The organism is Gordonia jacobaea, from assembly GCF_965344965.1.
GTDB lineage: Bacteria > Actinomycetota > Actinomycetes > Mycobacteriales > Mycobacteriaceae > Gordonia > Gordonia jacobaea.
Genome location: NZ_CBDRLS010000002.1, coordinates 223,362 through 243,272 on the forward strand (window position 1 = coordinate 223,362; position 19,911 = coordinate 243,272).

The following is a 19,911-nucleotide window of genomic DNA, read 5'->3' on the forward strand; positions in this document are numbered from 1 at the left end:
CTAGCCCCCCACTCTCACAGTCGTCGTCGTCCCCCAGATGGCGAGGCCGAGAAAGAAGTCGAGCACGGCGATGAGGACCAACGCCGCTCGCACCGCGTGTCCGACGGCCACGCCGACACCCGCGGGGCCACCACTTGCGTAGTAGCCGTAATAGCAGTGCACGAGAATGATCACGAACGCGAAGACCAGCACCTTGCCGAAAGACCACAACACGTCTTCTGGCGGTAGGAACAGGTTGAAGTAGTGGTCGTACGAGCCGCCGGACTGTCCGTTGAAGACAGTCGTCACCACTCTCGAGGCGAAGTACGCCGATAACAGTCCGAGCACGTACAGCGGGATGACCGCGATGAAGCCTGCGATGACACGCGTCGACACCAGGAACGGGATCGACGGGACGGCCATGGACTCGAGCGCGTCGATCTCTTCGGAGATCCGCATGGCTCCGAGCTGGGCCGTGAAGCCGCAGCCAACGGTCGCCGACAATGCGAGACCTGCGACCAGGGGCGCGACCTCTCGGGTGTTGACGTACGCCGACAAGAAGCCCGTGAGCACCTGCGAGCCGATCTGGTCGAGGGCGGCGTAGCCCTGCAGACCGACCACGACGCCGGTGAACCCCGACATCAACACCATCACGCCGACGGTGCCGCCGATCACGGCGAGACCGCCGGAACCGAACGCCACTTCGGCGAGAATGCGCAAGACCTCGCGCGTGTAGTGCACCAGGGTGCGCGGAATCCACGCGAGCGTGCGTCCGTAGAAGGACATCTGCTCGCCCGCACCGTCGAGCAGCTTCAGCGGTTTGCCGAGCTGCTTGCGCGCCTCGTACATGTAGTACTCGGGGCGGCTCTTGGCGATAGTCACTCCACCGGCCATGGTCAGCTCCCCTTCGGCGGGACGATCTGCAGGTAGACCGCAGTGATGATCAGGTTGGCCAGGAACAGCAGGAGGAAGGTGATGACGACGCTCTGGTTCACCGCGTCACCGACACCCTTGGGTCCGCCCTTCGGGGTGAGTCCCTTGTACGACGCCACGACGCCCGCGATCACACCGAAGATGGCTGCTTTGAGGAGTGAGATCCAGAGGTCGGGAAGCTGGGCCAGCGCACCGAATGACGCGAGATACGCACCCGGCGTTCCGCCCTGGACGACCACGTTGAAGAAGTAGCCACCACCGATACCGACGACGGCGACCAGACCGTTGAGCAGGATCGCGACCAACACCATCGCGAGCACACGAGGTACGACGAGGCGCTGAATGGGGTTGATTCCCAGCACCTCCATCGCGTCGATCTCCTCGCGAATCGTCCGTGATCCGAGGTCGGCGGCCACGGCCGAGCCCGCGGCGCCCGCGATCAACAGCGAGGTGACCAGCGGCGAACCCTGCTGGATGACGACCAGCACCGACGCGGCGCCGGTATACGACTCCGCTCCGAGCTGCTTGATCAGCGAACCGGTCTGCAGAGACACGATGGCGCCGAACGGGATCGCGATGAGCGCAGTCGGCAGGATCGTCACGCTGGCGATGAACCATGCCTGCTGAATGAACTCGCGCCACTGGAATGGGCGCACGAAAGTCTGGCGTGCTACATCGACGAAAAGCTGGACGATATTGCCTGTCTGGGCGAGTGCACCTTCACCGGCCCGCGCGATTCTGTCGACGCCACGCGTGGTGGCATTCGTCATACCTAAGAGCCCCCGCCGTAGTGACGCCCACCCTCGGGACGTTCCGACTCGAGTTGTTGAGTCTTCGCTTCCTCAGGCACAGCCCACTGTTGGGTCTGCGCATCGTCTCCGGCGTAATCGTTTCCGTACCCACCCTGATTGCGGTCACCGTGATCGATGACATCGGTGGAGGTGTCGACCATGACGTTTTCGCTACCGCCCTGCGCCTCGCCGTCGGTGTCGGACCATTCGACGCCCTGCGTGTTGGCGGCGTGGGCGCGGGATTCCTCGCGGATCTGGTCTTCCTGCTCCATCGACTCACGGATCGCGCGCTGCGCGTTCTCCGGCAACGACGGCAACAACTCCAACACCCGCTCGCGGTGACGAGCCACGGCCTTTCGCTCCGGCATACCCGGATTCGGCTGCACCTGCGGAATGATCTCCGAGAAATCATCCTTCGTACCACCACCACCGATGCCGGCGGCCTGCATAGCCTCTTCCTGCTTCTGCACCGCCTCGTCCTTCTCCTCCGACATGCCGATCGGACCAAACCGATCACCGGAGAGGAACTGCTTGACCACCGGCTGCTCCGAGGTCAACAACTGCTCACGCGGCCCGAACATCACCAGCTCCTTACGGAACAACATGCCGATGTTGTCCGGAATCGTGCGGGCAATGTTGATGTTGTGCGTCACGATCAGAATCGTCGCGTCGATCTGAGCGTTGATATCGATCAGCAACTGGGAGATATAGGCGGTACGTACCGGGTCCAGGCCCGAGTCCGGCTCGTCACACAAAATGATCTGGGGGTCGAGCACCAACGCGCGCGCCAACCCGGCGCGCTTGCGCATACCACCGGAAATCTCACCCGGCAGTTTGTCTTCGGCGCCCGCCAGACCGACCAGATCGATCTTTTCCATCACGATCTTGCGGACATCGTCTTCCTTCTTCTTCGTGTGCTCACGAAGTGGGAACGCGATGTTGTCGTACAAACTCATCGACCCGAACAGTGCGCCGTCCTGGAACAACACGCCGAACAGCTTGCGGATCTCGTAGAGCTCCTTGGCCGAACACTGGGTGATATCCGTGCCGTCGATCACCACCGAACCCTGCTCGGGATGCAACAGACCGATCAGCGTCTTCAAAAACACCGACTTACCGGTACCCGACGGCCCCAGGAGTGCAGACACCTCACCCGACGGCAGGGTCAACGTCACATCACGCCAGATGTTCTGAGAACCAAAAGACTTGGTGAGCCCCTCGACGCTGACCTCAACACCCACTACATCCTCCAAGAAACTCGGGTCCCGAAGCGCGGCAGCCGAGGCAACACATCGGACGCAGGCGGCACAACGCAGGTGGACTCAACTGTGGTTGGGGTCACTCTAGCGGACAGTTCCCCCGTAGCCACACCGCCTCTCGGCGGTTCTCAGGTTTGGCCAATTACCGGCCGGTAACCTGACTGCCCAAGAGAGTATCCCATGCCACCGACATAACAAAAGTAGGTCGCCGGTCACATTGCACGGCAACTGTGGGCCAGGCAGAGACAGCAACGAGCCCGGGACAGCAATGCTGTCCCGGGCTCGTATGAAGAGCGTGGCTGGGAGCCCTGAGAGCCCGTCTTACTTGACGGACACCTTGGCGCCGGCCTCTTCGAGCTTGGTCTTGGCGGCCTCGGCGGCCTCCTTGTCGACCTTCTCCAGGATCGGCTTGGGAGCACCCTCGACGAGGTCCTTCGCCTCCTTCAGGCCGAGGCCGGAAACGACCTCACGCACGACCTTGATGACCTGGATCTTCTTGTCGCCGGCACCCTCGAGGATGACGTCGAACTCGTCCTGCTCGGCAGCAGCCTCGGCGCCGGCAGCAGCCGGGGCACCTGCAGCGGCAACGGCGACCGGAGCGGCCGCGGTGACCTCGAAGACCTCTTCGAACTTCTTCACGAAATCGCTGAGCTCCAGCAGGGTCAGTTCCTTGAACTGATCGATGAGCTCGTCAGCGGTGAGCTTCGCCATGGTGGCGTCCTTCCTGTAAGTCCCCACGCGGGGCATCTTGTCTTGTTCAATCCCCGCGCGGGGGAATGCTTGTGTGCTGGCGGATGAGTACCGAAGTACTTATTCGCCTGCGGATTCCTTCTTCTCCTGCAGGGCGGCAGCGAGTCGTGCCACCTGCGACGCCGGCTGATTGAACAGTCCGGCGGCCTTTGCCAAGTTGCCCTTCATGGCACCGGCGAGCTTGGCCAGCAAGACCTCACGGGTCTCAAGGTCGGCGATCGTTTCGATCTCGGCAACGGACAGCGGCTTGCCATCCATGTACCCGCCCTTGATGACCAGAGCCTTGTTGTCCTTGGCGAAGTTCTTGATCGCCTTCGCGGCCACCACCGGCTCACCTTCAATGAAGGCAATCGCGGTCGGGCCGGAGAACAGCTCGTCGAGTCCCTCAACGCCCGCCTCAGCAGCGGCGCGCTTCACCAGGGTGTTCTTGGCGACGGAGTAGGTTGCGCCCTCGCCGAGGGAACGTCGCAGATCGGTGATCTGGGTGACGGACAATCCACGGTATTCCGTGACGACCGTCGCCGTTGAGCCCTTGAACTGCTCGGCGATCTCAGCGACTGCTGCGATCTTTTCGGACTTGGCCATACTTCGCCTCCTTCCTCATCACTCGAGTTGGTCAGAGTTCGGACCAGATACCCGCAAGGAGGGGCGAAACAAATAAACGCCCCGGCACGCAGATGGCACGGGGCGTAGTTTCTCGGCAGAGCGCGCCAGGCGCTCACCACTATTCCTCGTTCTCCCTGCGTGGGCCGCCGACCTCGCGTCTTTCGACGCTGCAGTCGTCCTTCGATCGGAATCGCTCCCGATGACCGACGGTCTCTGGTTGAACCGATACGACGTACATGTGCACGTCACACCGAAGTAATAGGCTACCCGACCATGGGGAATGCATCCAAATCGTCCGCAGACGGTGTACCAGAACCCAATATCCCAGAGCCCAACGCATCTGTTGTCACCGAACCCAACGCACGAGCGGCGATCGCGGCCGACGCCATTCTCGGCCGACATCTGAGGCACGCATGGTGGGTCCCCGGCACCCGCCTCGCGACGATCGCCTGGCCGCTCGGGAGGCTGCCGCTCGACGTCGTCCGCAGTCGCTTCGGATTCTGGCACTACTGGTGGCACGCACACCTTCTCGACCTCATCGTCGACGCCGCGATCCATCGCCCCACCGACGACATGTCCTACGACCCTCACCTCGCCGACGTCGCCAACCGACTGCTCCGCGGAATCCGGCTGCGCAACCTCGGCCGCTGGACCAACAACTACTACGACGACATGGCCTGGCTGGGCTTGGCGATCGAACGTGCCGACCGCCACCTCGAACTCCACCATCCCAAAGCGCTACGCACCCTGAGTAAACGCATGTACGACGCCTGGGAGCCCGAGCGCGGCGGCGGAATCCCGTGGCGCACCGTCGACACCTTCTTCAATGCGCCCGCCAATGGTCCGGCGACCATCCTGCTCGCGCGCACAGGCCACCTCGACCGTGCGCTGGCGATGTGCGACTGGATGGACACCGCCCTCGTCGACCCCGACTCCCACCTCGTGATCGACGGCATCAAGCCGCAGGGTGACGGATTCGAGCGCGTCACCGCCATCTACACCTACTGTCAGGGCGTCGTACTCGGGTCCGAAGTCGAGGCGGCACGACGCACCCGTGAGACCGTTCACCTCGACCGCATCGATCGACTCCTGACCGCCATCGAGGCACACGAGTGCCCCGACGGCGTGATCCGCGGCGCGGGCGGAGGCGACGGCGGATTGTTCATGGGCGTACTCGCGCGCTACCTGGCTCTGGTCGCCACCGATCTCCCTGCCGATCTTCCCGGGGCGGATGAGTTGCGTCGACGCAGCGCTGCACTCGTACTCAGCAGCGCCGACGCCGCGTGGTCCACGCGTGCAGAAGTCGACGACACCGTGGTCTTCAGCGCCGACTGGCACCAGCAGGCGATTCGGCCGACCAGGGGCGGTACCGACGCCGCATTCATCGCGGGAGCGGTCAATTCGTCGTCGGTTCCCGAACGCGATCTGTCGGTTCAACTGTCCGGTTGGATGGTCCTCGAGGCCGCTGCCGCAATAGATCTCGGCCTATCCGAACAAAATGTTCGCCCCTGACCTGCGATTATGGCACTGAGCGCCAAATTGACGCCCCCTAGTTAGCGTTCTGAGACACGACATGCACTATTGTCGAGGTCCGGAGTGATGTGGACCACATTTGGGTGGGGTTGTGGCTGTGCCACAACGCGGTTCGTGTCACTCCTACCGACACGATGAAGTGACGGCATCCGCGGCGGCACGCCCACCGGACAACGACCGGCTGACGCAGGTGCAGTGACCTCAAAGGCAGGCTGATGCACCATGGCGTTTCAGTTGAGACCGACAGCGGACGAGCACGCGGCGACAGAGCGCGCGCGCATCGAGCCATTTCCAGTTGACCCTTCATCACTGCGCCGATCCAGCACCGACACACCCGTCTTCGGCACACTCCCCCTCGGCGATCCCACCGGAGGCGCCAGTGCGATGCGCTGGCGCGAGCAGGTCGACGGCCCGCAGGTCTACCCCCGCGTCTCGATCGACCGCGATGTCACTCTGACGATGAGCGACGGCGTCGAGTTGCGGGCGACGATCGTTCGGCCTGCCACACGTTTCGGCGAGGTGGTCACGACGCCCTATCCGGCGATCATCAACATCAACCCCTACAACCGCGCCGCGATCGACTTCATCGACAGCACGATGCACGCCCCCGTCCTCGGGGGTGCCGTGCGCGCGGCCGCGCGATCGGTCGACGCGACAGGCACGGCACTCGAGGGGCTGACCACTCTGACCCAGATGCTCGCGGGCGGCGTGATCGACGTCTTCGGGATCAATCGAAACCTGGTGCGCAGCGGGTACGCCCAGATCATCGTCGACGTTCGCGGCACCGGCGCCAGCCACGGCAAATGGGAGATCCTCGGCCCGCGTGAACAGCAGGATTCCGTCGAGATCATCGACTGGGTCTCCGAGCAGCAGTGGTGCAACGGCAAGATCGGACTCGCGGGGTGGTCGTACTCGGCCATCAACTCGCTGCAGGCCGCCGACAAGCGGCCACCCCAGCTCGGCGCGGTGTTCGCGGTCGAGGGCTGCGACGACATCGTGCGCGACATCTACATCACCGGCGGCATGCCCTCAGCCTTCATCCCGGCATGGCTGTCTGTGGTGAACATACTGAAGTGGGTACCGAATCCGTCGACGCTGATGCGAGATGTTCTGCGCGGCAACCACTTCCGATGGCTTCGTGACCGCGTCGCGTCACCTGCCACCGAAATCCCCTCGCTCCTCTGGGGGTTCCTCACCGCCCGCGACGACCGCATCTTCGACGACCCGTACTTCGACGCCCGCGATCCGCAGATCGACCGGATCGAGGCGCCGACGCTCACCGTCGGTGCATGGCACGACCTCTTCGGACGCAGTGCCACAGGCATTTACGAGCGCCTCAACCTCGAACCGGGCCGCAAGCAATTGATCGTCGGAGACGGTTATCACTTCGACGTCGGGTCCGGCTACGGCGGCAAGTTCGCGCCACCTCGTCTCGACGTCCTCGAACGCGCGTGGTTCGACCGCTGGCTCAAGGGGCACGCGAACGGCGTCGAACACTACGGACCGGTGACACTGCGCCAGCAGGGCGGCACCTGGACTGCTGGTCAGTCGTTCCCGCGCCAGGGCGTCTCGCCGCGTCGGCTTTATCTCTCCAGCGAGTGTTCTTCCAGCGCAACACATTGCGTGCACGACGGCAGCCTGCAATCCACCCCGTGCTCCGACTACGCCTCGCTTCATGTCCGCCCGGATGTTCGCGGCCTCGTCTCACGCGACATGACGCAGGTGACAGCGGGCGCGACGATGGCCCTCGGCAGGCCATTCAACGCCGACGCCCGATTCCAGGAGCGTGGTGCACTCTCGTTCACCAGCGCTCCCGTCACCCAGCAGACACCGATCAGCGGTTCGATGAATCTGCGGCTCAACGTCGCCACCACCGCACACGAGGCCATCTGGGCCGTCACCGTCAACGACGTCGCGCCGGACGGAACGTCGAAGGTACTGACCAACGGCGCCCTGTCGGCGTCGAATCGCGCGCTCGATCCCAGCAAATCGACCTACGCCTCGGACGGCAGTCTCGTTGGCGCGCACCACTTCTTGTCGCGCAAGCGCAAACTGCCCGTACCGCCCGACGCCCCAGTGCGCATCGACGTCGATCTCGTCCCGACCGACGCCGTCCTCGAACCCGGCCATCGGCTACGCGTCGACGTGTACGCGGCAAGTTTCCCGCGTTACCTGACCGTCGTGCCGGACCTGGTCAAGGCGCGCGGCCGCAGGCAACGCCTGATCCTCGACCCCGAGCATCCGAGTCACCTGACTTTCCTTGCAGGCGAAGGGCTCTGAGGCTCGTTCGTCAAAGAGGCACGTTTCCCCTGGGCCACGTGGATTGCACCGATTCTGACTCCCGTGGCGGCCGCGGGTTTAGCCCTGTTGCAGATCGCCGCGGGAATCTTCCACGCACGGCGCGCTGCGTTTAAGAAATTGCCGGTCAACGCGCTGCTGCTCGTCCTGGCGGTGTTCGTCATCATCGGTCGCACCGCGCAACTGGCGTAGCGGGCAAAGGGCCTGGGGCCAGGACCCGCATCCTGCGACGGTAGTCATGTGACGGATGCGCACCGACTGGACCCGATGGCAGCGTGCTAGGCGGCGGGCGCTGGCTTGGTGGGCGATCGAGTAGCTCGTTGGTTGGTATACGCCATGTGCCCTCGAAGGAGTGTCCTATGTCAACGCCGCTGACCCTTCACGTCTTCACCGGCCAGTACAAGCCGATCCCGTACGGCGAGGTGCCCAGTTGGGATCCGGCTCAGCAAGCGACGTGGCCTGCGACCACCGCCACCCTGATCGCGGGGCATGAGCACGCGGTCCTCGTCGACGCTTTGCTGACCCGCTCCGAGGGAGAACAGCTGGCGCGGTGGGTGACCGACAGCACCGACGCCGCGTTGTCGCACATTTACATCACCCATGGGCACGCGGATCATTTCTTCGGTGCCGGCGCGCTGTTGCGCCAATTCCCTTACGCGCGACTGGTCAGCAGGCCCGAGACATTGCACGAAGCGCAACAACAGGTCGAACCTGCCATGATGGCGGCCTGGACGGCCTGGTTCGACGGCCAATTCGATACCGCACCCACCGTGCCCGTCGAGGTGTCCGCCGACCACCTCGACGTCGACGGCCACCTGTTGCGCGTCCTGCCCATCGGGGGCGCCGATGGGGTGACCGCGACCATCGTGCACATTCCTGACCTCGATGCCATCGTCTCCGGCGACATAGCCTACAACGACATCCACATGTGGCTGGTGGGATCCACCCCGCACAGCCGTAGGGAATGGCTCAGCTCCCTTGACCGCCTTGAGGCATACGCGCCCAAGACCATCATCGCCGGGCACCGGGACCCCGCCGCACCCGACGACGACGCCCGCCGGCTGCTCGACCAATCACGGCAATACATAAGCGATTTCGACCGACTCGCAGCCAGTGCTGATACCGCTGGAGCCATCGTCGAGGCGATGCTGGCCACCTACGGGCACTTTGGCAACCCCTACACGCTGCACGCCGCGGCAGACAGCCAATTCGCTTCACCCCGCCGCGATGGGTCCTGAACGTTCACCGGCACACCCAAGCGTGACCACCACGAAAGGAACGCGATGGCCCTCGAAGCCCACACGGCGGCACAGCCGAGCTTCACCGATGATCAATGGGAACGGTTCCGTGACTTTGGTACGCGGCAAGACGCCGCTGCCGGGACATGGCTGTTCCGCGCCGGGACCATCGACTGCGACATGCTGCTGGTCGAGACCGGATCAGTAGACATCCTGCGTGCGGCCACGGCGGACAGCCCCGAAGCCGTTGTCGCCCATTACGAACACAAACAATTCAGCGGCGAGATGAACCTGCTCACCGGTCAACGCACCTACCTCAATGCCCTCGCTACCTCCGACGCCACCGTGTACCGCATCAGCCCGTCGGACTTCCGGCGGCTCATGAATTCAGAACCCGACTTGTCCGATCTCATCCTTCGAGCATTGATCGATCGACGGCAGATCCTGCGTGCCAACGAAGCCGCCCGTAGCGTCGAGGTCCTGGTCGGCACACCTACAGCCTCATCCCTCGCTCTGCGCACCTATCTCGAACGCCATCACCTCCCGCACACCTGGACCGAAGCTGACAGCGAACTCGGCCAGCTGCTGTTGCGTGCCGCGCAGCTGCAACCCGATGATCTACCCGCCGTGCTCACTGCCACCACCGTGGTACGCAACGCCACTCCCACCCGTGTAGCGAACGTCATCGGATTGTCTCGACGCCCGAGTCTGGGCACCACGATGGACGTCACGGTCATCGGCGGGGGCCCCGCCGGCTTGGCCGCCGCGGTCTACGGCGCCTCAGAAGGCCTGCGCACCGTGCTTGTCGACGCCATCGCCACAGGCGGGCAAGCCGCCGCCAGCTCCCGCATCGAGAACTACCTTGGCTTTACCTCCGGTCTTTCCGGCGCGGACCTGACCACACGCGCCGTCATCCAGGCCCAGAAGTTCGGCGCCCGCATCGCCACTCCGGCCCCGGTCACCGCCATCGACGCCACCGGAAACGGGCTGACGGTGCGACTCGATGACGACACCGCCATCAACACCCGCACGGTCATCATCGCCACCGGAGCCCGGTACAAATCGCTACCACTGCCCGGCTGGTCCTCCTTCGAAGGTTCCGGGATCTACTATGCGGCAACAGAATTGGAGTCCCGGCTCTGCGGCTCTGGGCGGGTAGCGGTCATCGGAGGAGCCAACTCCGCCGGACAAGCCGCCCTATTCCTGGCCAGTAGAGACAATCACGTTGACCTCGTGGTGCGCGCATCCACTCTTGGCGCCGGAATGTCGGCCTACCTCGCCGAACGCATCGACGCCCATCCAAGTGTCACCGTGCATACCAGCACTCATGTCAGTGCCGTCGACGGCGATGATCGGCTGCGCAGTATCACGCTGTCCACATCCGGCAGCGACGACGACCAAGGTGCCAGCCACGACTGCTGCGGACTGTTCTGCTTCATCGGGGCTACGCCAGCCACTGACTGGCTCACCACCGTCGCCCTCGATGACCACGGTTTCATTCTCACCGACGCCCGCTTGCCCAGTTACACCCTCGATGCGAACTGGAGCCCCGATGGGCGCCGACCGCTGCCGTTTGAAACCAGCCAGCCCGCCGTGTTCGCTGCAGGCGACGTCCGCGCCGGTTCGATGAAACGCGTCGCCGCTGCCGTCGGCGAAGGTGCCAGCGCCATTAGCTCCGTACACGCCATACTCACCGCCGTACCGCTATAGACGACTCAGCCGATGACGCGATAACCGTAAGACGACGCGATAACCGTAATCCGTGGCCCCGGCGACACCGGATCTGCAGTCGTGCCGCCCACCAGCTATGAATATCGTCCGTCAGTGCGCGGCGTTGCGCGGCGACTCACACCACGTCGATGTCCGACAGATTGATCGAGACTACGAGTTGGTCGAGCATGGGTTGGCCGGCCTCGTCGCGGACGTAGATCATCCGCTTGGCCGGGACGAGGATTCCGCCGATCTCCAGGAAATCTGAAACATAGTGTGCTGCTGGCGATCCGCCCGCGATATCGACTTCGTAGTCGCGACGCCGGATCAGCCCGCTCTCATCGATGTACAAGACCTGGTGGCTGCTGTGAGTGGCAATGTCCGCGGGATAGGTGACATCGAGGCGCCGCCATGTTTCGTCGCCTTCCGTCCAGTCGTCTCCCTGAGTGACCACGATGCCCGGCAGGGTTAGGTTGTACGGTTCCGCTGCGTAGGTCCACATGGCATAGCCGGTGAAATACGCCAATTGTGGAATTGTCCACGGCGTTTCCAGCGTATGTCCGATGAACGAGGCGCGTGGGTCATCGAGAGTTTCGACCGGGTGACCGTCGAGGGTTTCGATTGCTACGCGTCCGGGTGTGTAGTCGGACTTGAGGTTCGGCGCGGTGAACGGCCGCAGTGACGTGCGTTGCTGCTGAACCCACACGGTGATTTCGCCGTCGTCGACGATACCCGGCACACCCTTGATGTCCCAGATCGCACCCCCGAACTTCTTGTGTGCGGTGATTGTCTGGATCTGCTTCCAGCGCGCCGCGCCTCCGTACACGTCCAGAACTTCATCAACCAGATTGCTCATGGCAGTACTCACTTCCCGCTTGTCGTCCGGTGCGCACAGCGTCTCAGCCGGCGGAGCCGCTTGGTATCGGTCAGATGACTGCCGCGCCACCCGGCTCGCTACGACCGCGGCGGGTCACCGAATTGGCTCTAGCTGCAGTCGTTCGACCGATGCGTCAGGGGTGCGGCCGTGGAAATACTGATAGCAGCAGCACTGGAAACCCACGATGGGAGATTCGTTCATGCCCTATGTCACAGCCCCCGACGGAGCGCAGATCTTCTACAAGGAATGGGGTGCGGGACGCCCGGTGATTTTCAGTCACGGCTGGCCACTCAGTGCGGACATCTGGGACACCGAGCTGAAACTGCTTGCCGACAACGGATACCGGGCGATCGCCCACGACCGCCGTGGGCACGGCCGCTCGGAGCAGACCTGGACCGGCAATGACATGGACACCTACGCTGCGGACCTGGCGGCGCTGGTCGACACGCTGGACTTGACCGGCCTCGCCCTGGTGGGCCATTCCACCGGCGGTGGTGAGGTGGTCAGGTATGCCGCGCAACACGGGCAGGGTCGGGTCAGCAAGGTAGTGACGGCGGGTGCGGTGCCACCGGTCATGGTGCGTTCAGATCAGAACCCGGACGGGACTCCGATCGCGGCGTTCGACGACATCCGCGCCCATGTGCTGGCCGACCGGTCCCAGTACTGGAAAGACCTCGCCCTTCCGTTCTACGGGTTCAACCGAGACGGTGCGGCCGTATCCCAGGGGCTGATCGATCAGTTCTGGCTGTTGGGTATGCAGGCTGGCCTGGCGGGGGCCTACGACTGCATCAAGGTGTTCTCCGAAACCGACTTCACCGAGGACCTGAAGAACCTGACCGTTCCCATTCTCATCGCGCACGGCGAAGACGACCAAATCGTGCCGATCCATGACGCCGCCTACAAGGCGATCGAGCTTGTCAGCCACGGCACCCTTCGCGTGTATCCCGGCGCCTCGCACGGCATCCATGGTGACTACCAGGCGGAGCTCGGCCGCGACATCCTGAGGTTCCTGGCCGCCTGATCAGCCAACGGGTAAGACCAACTGCACACGGGGGGATCCACAACCTGTCCATCACGGCGGCGCAAACGGGCCGCCACAGTCGATCGGTTCGAACACGCCAGCGTTGACCAGGCTCGCCAACCTCACACTGAGGACATCCGGGGCGATTCCCAGCCGGGTCCGGAACTTGGTGAGCGCGGTCGAACCGGCCTGCCGTGCCGGATCGACGTCGATCGCCCGAAGATCGAGGGGCTCCGTAGCTGTCGGAACACGCGACCAGTGAGATCACGGCGGGGCCGGCGTGCTGGTCGATCAGAAACCACTGGGCACCGACCGGCTGCATCCACAACCCGACATTCCAGCCTGCTGCACCGCACCGTGGCAGCGCACCTGTACAAACTCTTTCCCAAGCTCGGGATCACCAGCCGGGTCCAGCTCCGCGATGCTCTGGATGCCGAATAACGGTCAGCACCCCAGGAACTGACGCACGTGCTGACCGAACTGGACCGGGTACTGATCGAGGAACCCATGTCCGGCATCGGGGTAGATCCGCAGCTGCGCGCCGCCAATGTTCTCGGCGAGCAGTTGCGAGTTCTTGGTGTACATCATGGTGTCGTTGTCGCCGTTGGCTACCAGCGTGGGTTGGGTGATCGCCGAGAGCCGTTGAAGTTTGGCCGATTCCGGTATTCCCCAAGTCATCAGCGCCTGAAACTGCGCGTCGCGGCAGGCCAGCGACGACTCCGGATCGCGGTCCTGCTGACGGGTGTGGGTTCGGGCCAGGTACTCCCACGCGCGTTGTCGCCCGTCATCGGAGCCGGAGAAGAACAGGGAGATGAAGTCCTCGGGCGCCGTCACGTCTCCGGTAGCCCAGCGGTAGACGTCCTCGCTCCACCGATGCAGGTCCGGAGCGCCCTGCGGCGCGGTCCCGGCCAGGACGAGTCTGCGCAGTAGTCGCGGCCGAACCAGTGCGATCTCCTGCGCAATGTGACCGCCGAGCGAGAATCCGAGCAGATCGATCTCGGTGAGTCCGAGCGCGGTGATGAATGCGATCGCGTTGCGGGTCATGTCCGAGACGTTGTCGGGCGTCTGTCCTCCCGAACCGCCCACCCCGTGCAGATCGACGGTGATGACGTCACGGTCTGCGGCAAGGGTGTCGAGCAGTAGCGGATCCCAGTAGTCCAGGTTGCCCCGGAAGTGCTGCAACAGGACCAGCGGGGGCACGGTGTGTGAACTCCGGCCGGTGCGGCGGTACAGCATCGGAGCGCCGCCGACGTCGATGGTCAGGTTGGGCGTGAACGCTGAAGAGGTGTCGTCGATTTCGGTCGCTGCTGTGTTGGTCATGGTGTCGACGGTGGCACGCGGACCTCGGGACGGATATCCGTCGTTTAACTATGGTTGCGGGGCTCGCGTCCGGTGTATGCCACCAGTCGGTAGGACACGCCCGGCGAAGATGGCGTCACCATCGGTCCCGCGACGCCGCCACGCAGATAGGGCCGATTCGGCGGCCGAGGTTACGCGGGTCAGGACGGAGTCCTCGGTCTCGCCGTCGAGCCTCGCGCTCTCGGAACTGCGCTGCTCGCCGAACCGGGCGGTCAGGTCCGCTTCGGCTGATTCCCGGGCCATCGTGATGGTGCCCACCAGGTGATCGGCAAGACCCGCGACATCGAACCCCGGACACGGGGTGGGACAGCTCAGTTGATCGGAGGTGATGTCACTGAGGACCGGACGCAGTGCGGCCACTGCGGCTTGAGCGCTGGCGAGTTCGTTCACTCAGTGGAGTGTCCTGGCCGGAGCGCTTCCCCGGTATAGGTCACGCGACTCCGGTACCCGCTCCTGGTCAGCGCAAGCCCTCACACCGCGGGGCGCCTCGGGCGAGCGGACACCGCCGTCAACGTGCCGATACCGCGCCGACGACTGAACTGGTGTCGTACTTGAGATGACGTCCTACCGTGCCTATCAGGTCACCGGCCAACGGAACTTCGCATTGGTGGACCGTGAGCTGTTGGAACCCGCTCCCGGACAGGTGCGCATCCGGACCTTGGCCTGCGGTGTGTGTCACAGCGATCTTCTTGCCGTCGAGGGTCAGCGGGCGGACCCCACCAAGCCCCGGGTGCCCGGTCATGAGGTAGTCGGTGTCATCGACGCAATCGGCGCTGAAGTGGACCCGCGGTGGAGTGCCGGCGACCGTGTCGGGCTCGGGTTCCTCGGCGGCCAGTGCAATCAGTGTGACTACTGCAGGCGCGGCGATTTCGTGAACTGCACCGACCAACCTCAGCCAGGGACCACCACCGACGGCGGATACGCCGAAGTGGTCTACGCCCGGCCCAGCGGCTTGGTGCGCGTCCCCGAAGGTTTCGACGCGCTGACCGCCGCCCCGCTGTTGTGCGCCGGAATCACAGTCTTCAATGCGCTACGGGCCGGAGCGGCCCCGCCGAATTCGCTGGTGGCCGTCCAGGGTATCGGCGGCCTGGGTCATCTCGGGATCCAATACGCAAAGAAGATGGGCTATCGGGTCGCGGCGATCGCCCGGGGTACCGACAAAGCCGCGCTGGCCGCCACCCTGGGCGCCGACCACTACATCGACAGCGCCGCCGCCGACCCCTCGGCCGCGCTCAACGCACTGGGCGGGGCGACGGCGATCGTTGCGACCGCCAGTCACGGCCCGTCGATGGCAAGTCTGGTACCCGGGCTGCAACCCCGCGGCCGACTGGTGGTGGTGGGCGCTTCGCCCGAGCCGATGCCGGTGTTGACCCCGGACCTGATCTTCGGGGGCCGCAGCGTCGTCGGGAGCTTGACCGGATCGGCCATCGAAAACGAGGACAACCTGGCATTCAGCCTGGCTCATCAGATCGCCCCCCTGATCGAACCGCTGCCGTTCACCGACGCGCCGAAGGCCTACGACCGCATGATGTCCGGTCGCGCGCGTTTCCGCGTCGTCCTCGACTTTTCCCTACCCCGCTGAGCTCCAACTGAAAGGCATTCTCATGGCATCTGATACCTATCGCGCAGTCGAGGTCATCGAGCCCGGTGGGCCGCTGCGACTCACCGACCGTCCTTTTCTTCAGCCCGGACCCGGCGAAGTCCGAGTCACCGTGGAGGCGTGCGGCGTGTGCCACTCCGATTCACAGATCGCAGCCGGGCATTTGCCGGGCACGACGTTTCCGGTGACTCCCGGGCACGAGGTTGCCGGCCACATCGAGGCCATAGGCCCGGACGTGCTGGACTGGCAGGTCGGGGACCGTGTCGCTGTCGGCTGGTTCGGCTTCTACTGCGGCACTTGTTTCCGTTGCCGCCGAGGTGATTTCGTACATTGCGAGCGGTCCAAGATCACCGGGGCCGCGTTCCCGGGTGGATACGCTGAGCAGCTGATCGTCCACCAGTCGGGACTGGCGCGAATTCCCGATGGACTCAGCGCAGTCGACGCAGCCCCACTGGCGTGTGCCGGCGTGACCATGTTCCATTCCCTTCGCGAAAGCGGTGCCCGACCCGGCGATGTCGTGGCGATTCTCGGCGTGGGCGGCCTTGGACACCTGGGCGTGCAATTCGCCGCTCACATGGGTTTCCTGACCGTCGCCATCTCCCGCGGCGACGAGAAGGCCGATATGGCTAGGCAACTCGGAGCCCACCGCTATATCGACTCGAGCTCTCAGGACGTAGCCGCCGAGTTGCGCAAGCTCGGCGGCGCCCGAGTGATCGCCGCGACCGCGACCAATCCAGACGCGATCAGCGCGACGGTCAACGGTCTGGCTCCCCACGGCGAGCTGCTCACGCTGGCGGTGCTCGACGAGTCCATTCACGTCACCCCGTTGCAGCTGATCAACAGCTCCGGCACCGTCCACGGACACCCTGCCGGGGCAGCTGCCGACACCGAGGACACCCTGAACTTCGCTGCACTGCACGGTATTCGACCCTGGGTCGAGCCCGTTCCTTTGGACGACGCTGCCGCCGGATACGACCGGATGATGCGCAACCAGGCACGTTTCAGAGTCGTGCTAACAATGCCGTCCTCAACGTAGCGCGGCATTCGCCGAACCTCGGCGCCACCCGGTATCTGGGCGCGATCCTGGCAACCTCGGTGTTGGGTGTCGCTATGTCCGCCGGTGACACACCCGCCAATGGGCTGTCACCGCGGCGGCCGCCGTCGCCTTGCCTGTCGTCCACCTCATCGTCGTGCGGCGCTGGAGGGATCCTGGTACAGCGCAATGAGCGCACCGGCACGGCCGTCGCTACGGCGCGGCTGCCGTCATGTCGGCCACGATCTCCGAGGTCGGTGCCACAGCATGGGCGAGAAAGCGGTAGTTGACCGTGGCGGCCTGATATCCGTCGCCCCACTGTGGGTGCCGCGGACCTGCGACAGCATCGACCGCCACAGCCACCTCGAATCCGTCTTCGAGCAGGTGCCGCAGGTGCGACTCGACGCACATGTTGGCCAGCATCCCGCCCAGGATCACCCGGCGGCATCCCCGCTTGCGCAGCTGCAGAACCAGGTCGTTGGTCTATGGGCCGAATACCTTGTGTGGACTGACCACCGTGGTTTTCGCGTGGTTGATGTACGGCGGGAAGTCGGGTAGCCAATCCGCGCCGGAACCGGCGAACTCGGTCAGATCCAGCACCCCGGCGCGCGCGAACGTGCCGGTGGCGAACTCATCGGCCTCCAGCGGCCCGTTGAACAGCCACCCCGCGTCGTCGGGATCGAATTTCATTTCAGCAGTCCCAGAAGTTGGTTGAAGCACTCGGCCATGGAGGGATGGGTGTAGATCTCATCCCGCAGTGCCGTCGCGGTGATGCCGTGGCGCATAGCCAGCGCGACGATGTTGATGATTTCCTGCGCGTCGTGGCAGAGCAGTGCCGCACCGAGGATACGGTCGGTGGCCGCGTCGACCACCACTTTCATCATGCCCTCGGTTTGGCCGACGATGCGGGCCCGGGCCACCGTAGCCAGGTTCACCACCGGGCTGGTGGCGACGCGGATGTCGTAATTGGCGGCCCGCGCTTGGGTTTCGGTCAGCCCCACACGCGCCAGCGGCGGTGTGAGAAACAGGCAGTTCGGCACGGCGTGCCGCTGTGCGGCGCTTCGGGGCGCAGACGCACTGGTGAGCTGGTCGAGGACGATGCGGTAGTCATCCAGCGAGATGTAGGTGAACTGCGGGCCGCCGTTGACATCGCCGACGGCGAAGATGTGGGGCTGGCTGGTGCGGCGAAAGTCATCGACGGCGACAGCGCCGCCATCGGTGGTATCCACACCCGCTCGGTCGAGCCTCAACGACGCGGTATTGGGCCTGCGACCGAGGGCGACCAGAACATTGTCGGCGCCGATCTTCGTCGAGCGCCCGTCGAGGACGTACTCCACGCTGGCTTCAGGTGGGCCACCCGGACGCGGAATCGTCTGTACGCCGGTGACGGTCGCACTCGTGACGATCGTGACGCCCCTGCTGTGCAGGAGGGCTCGGGCGGTCTCGGCGACCTCCGGGTCCTCGTGCCCCAGCACGGCCGGTCGTCGTTCGAGAACGGTGACCGAGGCGCCGTACCCGGCGTACATCGAGGCGAATTCCAAACCGATGTAACCGCCGCCGAGCACGACGAGCCGATCCGGTCGAGACACCCGCCCGAGCAGTTCAGCGCTGGTCACCGCGACCGGGCAATCCGCGAGGCCGGGCAGATCCGGGACCACGGGTACCGATCCCGTCCCGATGACGATCTGGCGCGCCGACACCGTCACCGGGCCCGTGGCGGTCGTCACCGCCACGGTGTTCGGATCGAGGAAGGCGGCACTACCGGTGAGCACCGTCACCGTCGGTATCGGTGCCAGGCCGGCGAGGTTGGCTGCCCGCAGACCCGCAGTCAGGCGTTCGACTTCGGCGACCGCCGAAGCGTAGGGAAGCCGGCCGCTGTGAAACACCAGCGATTTGGTGGGAACACATCCGGTGTTGATACAGGTTCCGCCGTACATCGACCGGGACGCCTCCACGAGGACAACGCGTTGCCCGCGCTTGCCCATGTCGCCGGCCAGGGTCTTGCCGCCCTTGCCGAAGCCGATGACCAACAGATCGGCATCCATGGTGGCGGTCATGACAGGAACTTCACTACCTCGCCGGTGAAGTCGGCGAGGTGTTGGAACAAGAAGCCGTGGCCGGCGTCGCTGTAGAGCAGAATCTTGGCATTCGGCAGGCGGCCGGCCATCGCGTAGGTGGCGTAGGCATCGATCATTCGGTCATGTGCACCATTGGCGACGAGTACCGGAATTTGAATGTCCGCCAGCTCATCCCACACCATCGATCCGGTCGAGGCGATGACAGCCAGCTGCGCCTTCATGGTGTCGAGGGACACCGGCACGTGTTCGGCCGACTGCGTGCGAGCGTCGAGGCGCCGTAACGACTGCAGGCCCAGCTCTCGGGCCGGCGCAGTATCCGGAAAGAACAGGTATAGGAAGTCGTCGTCGTCGTTGACAGGTTTGGTTGCCACCTGCCAGATCCGTGGGTCGGGTTGCGGCATGCCAGGGACCCCTCCCCCGGGCGAACTGCCGGCGACCACGAGACGGCGCACCAGATCGGGGCGCTGCAGGGTGACAGCTTGGACCACGATTCCGCCCAGCGACCAACCCAGCAGGTCGATTTCGGCCAATCCGAGTGCTTCAACGAACTCAATCAGGCCACCGGCCAACGCTGACATCGTCGTCGGCGCGACACCGCCGGTCTTGGCGTGCCCGATGTTGTCGAAGATGATGACGTCACGGTGCGCAGCGAGTCCGTCGAGGAATTCCGGATCCCAGTGATCCATGGTGCCGCGGAAGCGCAGTGCGAGCACCAAGGGCGTTCCCGCGCCTGATCCTAAGCGGCGGTAGGCGAATCGGGCGTTCGGGCCGTCCACATACTGGGTCTCGGCAGATCGGGAAAAGACTGGTGCGGAAGGGGATTGCGACATGTCTGTAAGCCTCCTG

General features: G+C 64.6%; 20 protein-coding genes. 8 read left to right on the plus strand and 12 right to left on the minus strand.

All coding sequences use genetic code 11. The annotated features are described in order from the left end of the window. The 5 genes from ACRVY7_RS07115 to rplJ all read right to left on the minus strand — a co-directional run bounded on the left by ACRVY7_RS07115 (position 1) and on the right by rplJ (position 4,297). Positions 1 to 873 (minus strand): MlaE family ABC transporter permease, encoded by an 873-nt coding sequence (locus tag ACRVY7_RS07115; RefSeq protein ID WP_005209184.1) that lies wholly within the window; start codon positions 871 to 873, stop codon positions 1 to 3. A 2-nt stretch (positions 874 to 875) separates the two neighbouring features. After that, positions 876 to 1,682, minus strand: a complete 807-nt coding sequence (locus tag ACRVY7_RS07120) for an MlaE family ABC transporter permease (RefSeq protein ID WP_005209182.1) — start codon at positions 1,680 to 1,682, stop codon at positions 876 to 878. Between the two features lie 2 nt (positions 1,683 to 1,684). Beyond that, complete coding sequence (locus ACRVY7_RS07125) at positions 1,685 to 2,944, minus strand: ABC transporter ATP-binding protein (protein ID WP_431816550.1); 1,260 nt, start codon at positions 2,942 to 2,944, stop codon at positions 1,685 to 1,687. Between the two features lie 339 nt (positions 2,945 to 3,283). After that, positions 3,284 to 3,673 carry a 50S ribosomal protein L7/L12 gene (gene rplL / locus ACRVY7_RS07130; protein WP_049698687.1) on the minus strand — a complete coding sequence of 130 codons (390 nt, stop codon included), beginning with the start codon at positions 3,671 to 3,673 and terminating at the stop codon, positions 3,284 to 3,286. A 99-nt stretch (positions 3,674 to 3,772) separates the two neighbouring features. Continuing rightward, positions 3,773 to 4,297 carry a 50S ribosomal protein L10 gene (gene rplJ / locus ACRVY7_RS07135; RefSeq protein ID WP_049698686.1) on the minus strand — a complete coding sequence of 175 codons (525 nt, stop codon included), beginning with the start codon at positions 4,295 to 4,297 and terminating at the stop codon, positions 3,773 to 3,775. 294 nt (positions 4,298 to 4,591) lie between these two features. Here rplJ and ACRVY7_RS07140 point away from each other — a divergent pair, with 294 nt between their 5' ends. The 5 genes from ACRVY7_RS07140 (at position 4,592) to ACRVY7_RS07160 (ending at position 11,097) form a co-directional block, all read left to right on the plus strand. Further along, positions 4,592 to 5,830 (plus strand): glycoside hydrolase family 76 protein, encoded by a 1,239-nt coding sequence (locus tag ACRVY7_RS07140; RefSeq protein ID WP_431816551.1) that lies wholly within the window; start codon positions 4,592 to 4,594, stop codon positions 5,828 to 5,830. 243 nt (positions 5,831 to 6,073) lie between these two features. Further along, positions 6,074 to 8,131 (plus strand): CocE/NonD family hydrolase, encoded by a 2,058-nt coding sequence (locus ACRVY7_RS07145; protein WP_431816552.1) that lies wholly within the window; start codon positions 6,074 to 6,076, stop codon positions 8,129 to 8,131. Positions 8,132 to 8,182: 51 nt separating this feature from the next. Further along, entirely contained in the window at positions 8,183 to 8,341 is a 159-nt protein-coding gene (locus tag ACRVY7_RS07150) for a DoxX family protein (RefSeq protein WP_431817050.1), read from the plus strand. A gap of 167 nt (positions 8,342 to 8,508) precedes the next feature. Beyond that, entirely contained in the window at positions 8,509 to 9,387 is an 879-nt protein-coding gene (locus tag ACRVY7_RS07155; RefSeq protein WP_431816553.1) for an MBL fold metallo-hydrolase, read from the plus strand. Between the two features lie 45 nt (positions 9,388 to 9,432). Continuing rightward, a complete protein-coding gene (locus tag ACRVY7_RS07160) occupies positions 9,433 to 11,097 on the plus strand; it encodes an FAD-dependent oxidoreductase (RefSeq protein WP_431816554.1) in 1,665 nt (554 codons plus the stop codon). Between the two features lie 136 nt (positions 11,098 to 11,233). Here ACRVY7_RS07160 and ACRVY7_RS07165 read toward each other — a convergent pair whose 3' ends face one another. Beyond that, positions 11,234 to 12,043: a hypothetical protein gene (locus tag ACRVY7_RS07165; RefSeq protein WP_431816555.1), complete on the minus strand. Its 810-nt coding sequence runs from the start codon at positions 12,041 to 12,043 to the stop codon at positions 11,234 to 11,236. A gap of 130 nt (positions 12,044 to 12,173) precedes the next feature. Here ACRVY7_RS07165 and ACRVY7_RS07170 point away from each other — a divergent pair, with 130 nt between their 5' ends. Then, positions 12,174 to 12,995 carry an alpha/beta fold hydrolase gene (locus ACRVY7_RS07170; protein WP_431817051.1) on the plus strand — a complete coding sequence of 274 codons (822 nt, stop codon included), beginning with the start codon at positions 12,174 to 12,176 and terminating at the stop codon, positions 12,993 to 12,995. A gap of 444 nt (positions 12,996 to 13,439) precedes the next feature. On the opposite strand, the gene ACRVY7_RS07175 is transcribed toward ACRVY7_RS07170, so the two are convergent. Beyond that, positions 13,440 to 14,315, minus strand: a complete 876-nt coding sequence (locus tag ACRVY7_RS07175) for an alpha/beta fold hydrolase (protein WP_431816556.1) — start codon at positions 14,313 to 14,315, stop codon at positions 13,440 to 13,442. Between the two features lie 48 nt (positions 14,316 to 14,363). Continuing rightward, entirely contained in the window at positions 14,364 to 14,744 is a 381-nt protein-coding gene (locus tag ACRVY7_RS07180) for a maleylpyruvate isomerase family mycothiol-dependent enzyme (RefSeq protein WP_431816557.1), read from the minus strand. A 166-nt stretch (positions 14,745 to 14,910) separates the two neighbouring features. Between ACRVY7_RS07180 and ACRVY7_RS07185 the strand changes: the two genes are divergently transcribed. Both ACRVY7_RS07185 and ACRVY7_RS07190 read left to right on the plus strand, forming a co-directional pair. Further along, complete coding sequence (locus ACRVY7_RS07185; RefSeq protein WP_431816558.1) at positions 14,911 to 15,936, plus strand: alcohol dehydrogenase catalytic domain-containing protein; 1,026 nt, start codon at positions 14,911 to 14,913, stop codon at positions 15,934 to 15,936. A gap of 22 nt (positions 15,937 to 15,958) precedes the next feature. Continuing rightward, on the plus strand, positions 15,959 to 16,990 hold the full coding sequence (locus tag ACRVY7_RS07190) for an alcohol dehydrogenase (RefSeq protein WP_431816559.1): 1,032 nt from the start codon (positions 15,959 to 15,961) through the stop codon (positions 16,988 to 16,990). Between the two features lie 210 nt (positions 16,991 to 17,200). Here the strand turns inward: ACRVY7_RS07190 and ACRVY7_RS07195 are convergent, their stop codons facing one another. Genes ACRVY7_RS07195 through ACRVY7_RS07210 form a run of 4 tightly spaced genes read right to left on the minus strand, consistent with a single transcriptional unit; the run spans position 17,201 to position 19,895 of the window. Next, positions 17,201 to 17,461 carry an isochorismatase family protein gene (locus tag ACRVY7_RS07195; protein ID WP_431817052.1) on the minus strand — a complete coding sequence of 87 codons (261 nt, stop codon included), beginning with the start codon at positions 17,459 to 17,461 and terminating at the stop codon, positions 17,201 to 17,203. Between the two features lie 9 nt (positions 17,462 to 17,470). Further along, on the minus strand, positions 17,471 to 17,677 hold the full coding sequence (locus ACRVY7_RS07200) for a hypothetical protein (protein WP_431816560.1): 207 nt from the start codon (positions 17,675 to 17,677) through the stop codon (positions 17,471 to 17,473). Next, positions 17,674 to 19,044: an FAD-dependent oxidoreductase gene (locus ACRVY7_RS07205; RefSeq protein ID WP_431816561.1), complete on the minus strand. Its 1,371-nt coding sequence runs from the start codon at positions 19,042 to 19,044 to the stop codon at positions 17,674 to 17,676. Before ACRVY7_RS07205 ends, ACRVY7_RS07200 begins: the two co-directional genes overlap by 4 nt. Then, positions 19,041 to 19,895, minus strand: coding sequence for an alpha/beta fold hydrolase (locus ACRVY7_RS07210; protein WP_431816562.1), 855 nt, complete (start codon positions 19,893 to 19,895; stop codon positions 19,041 to 19,043). Before ACRVY7_RS07210 ends, ACRVY7_RS07205 begins: the two co-directional genes overlap by 4 nt. Positions 19,896 to 19,911: the final 16 nt, after the last annotated feature.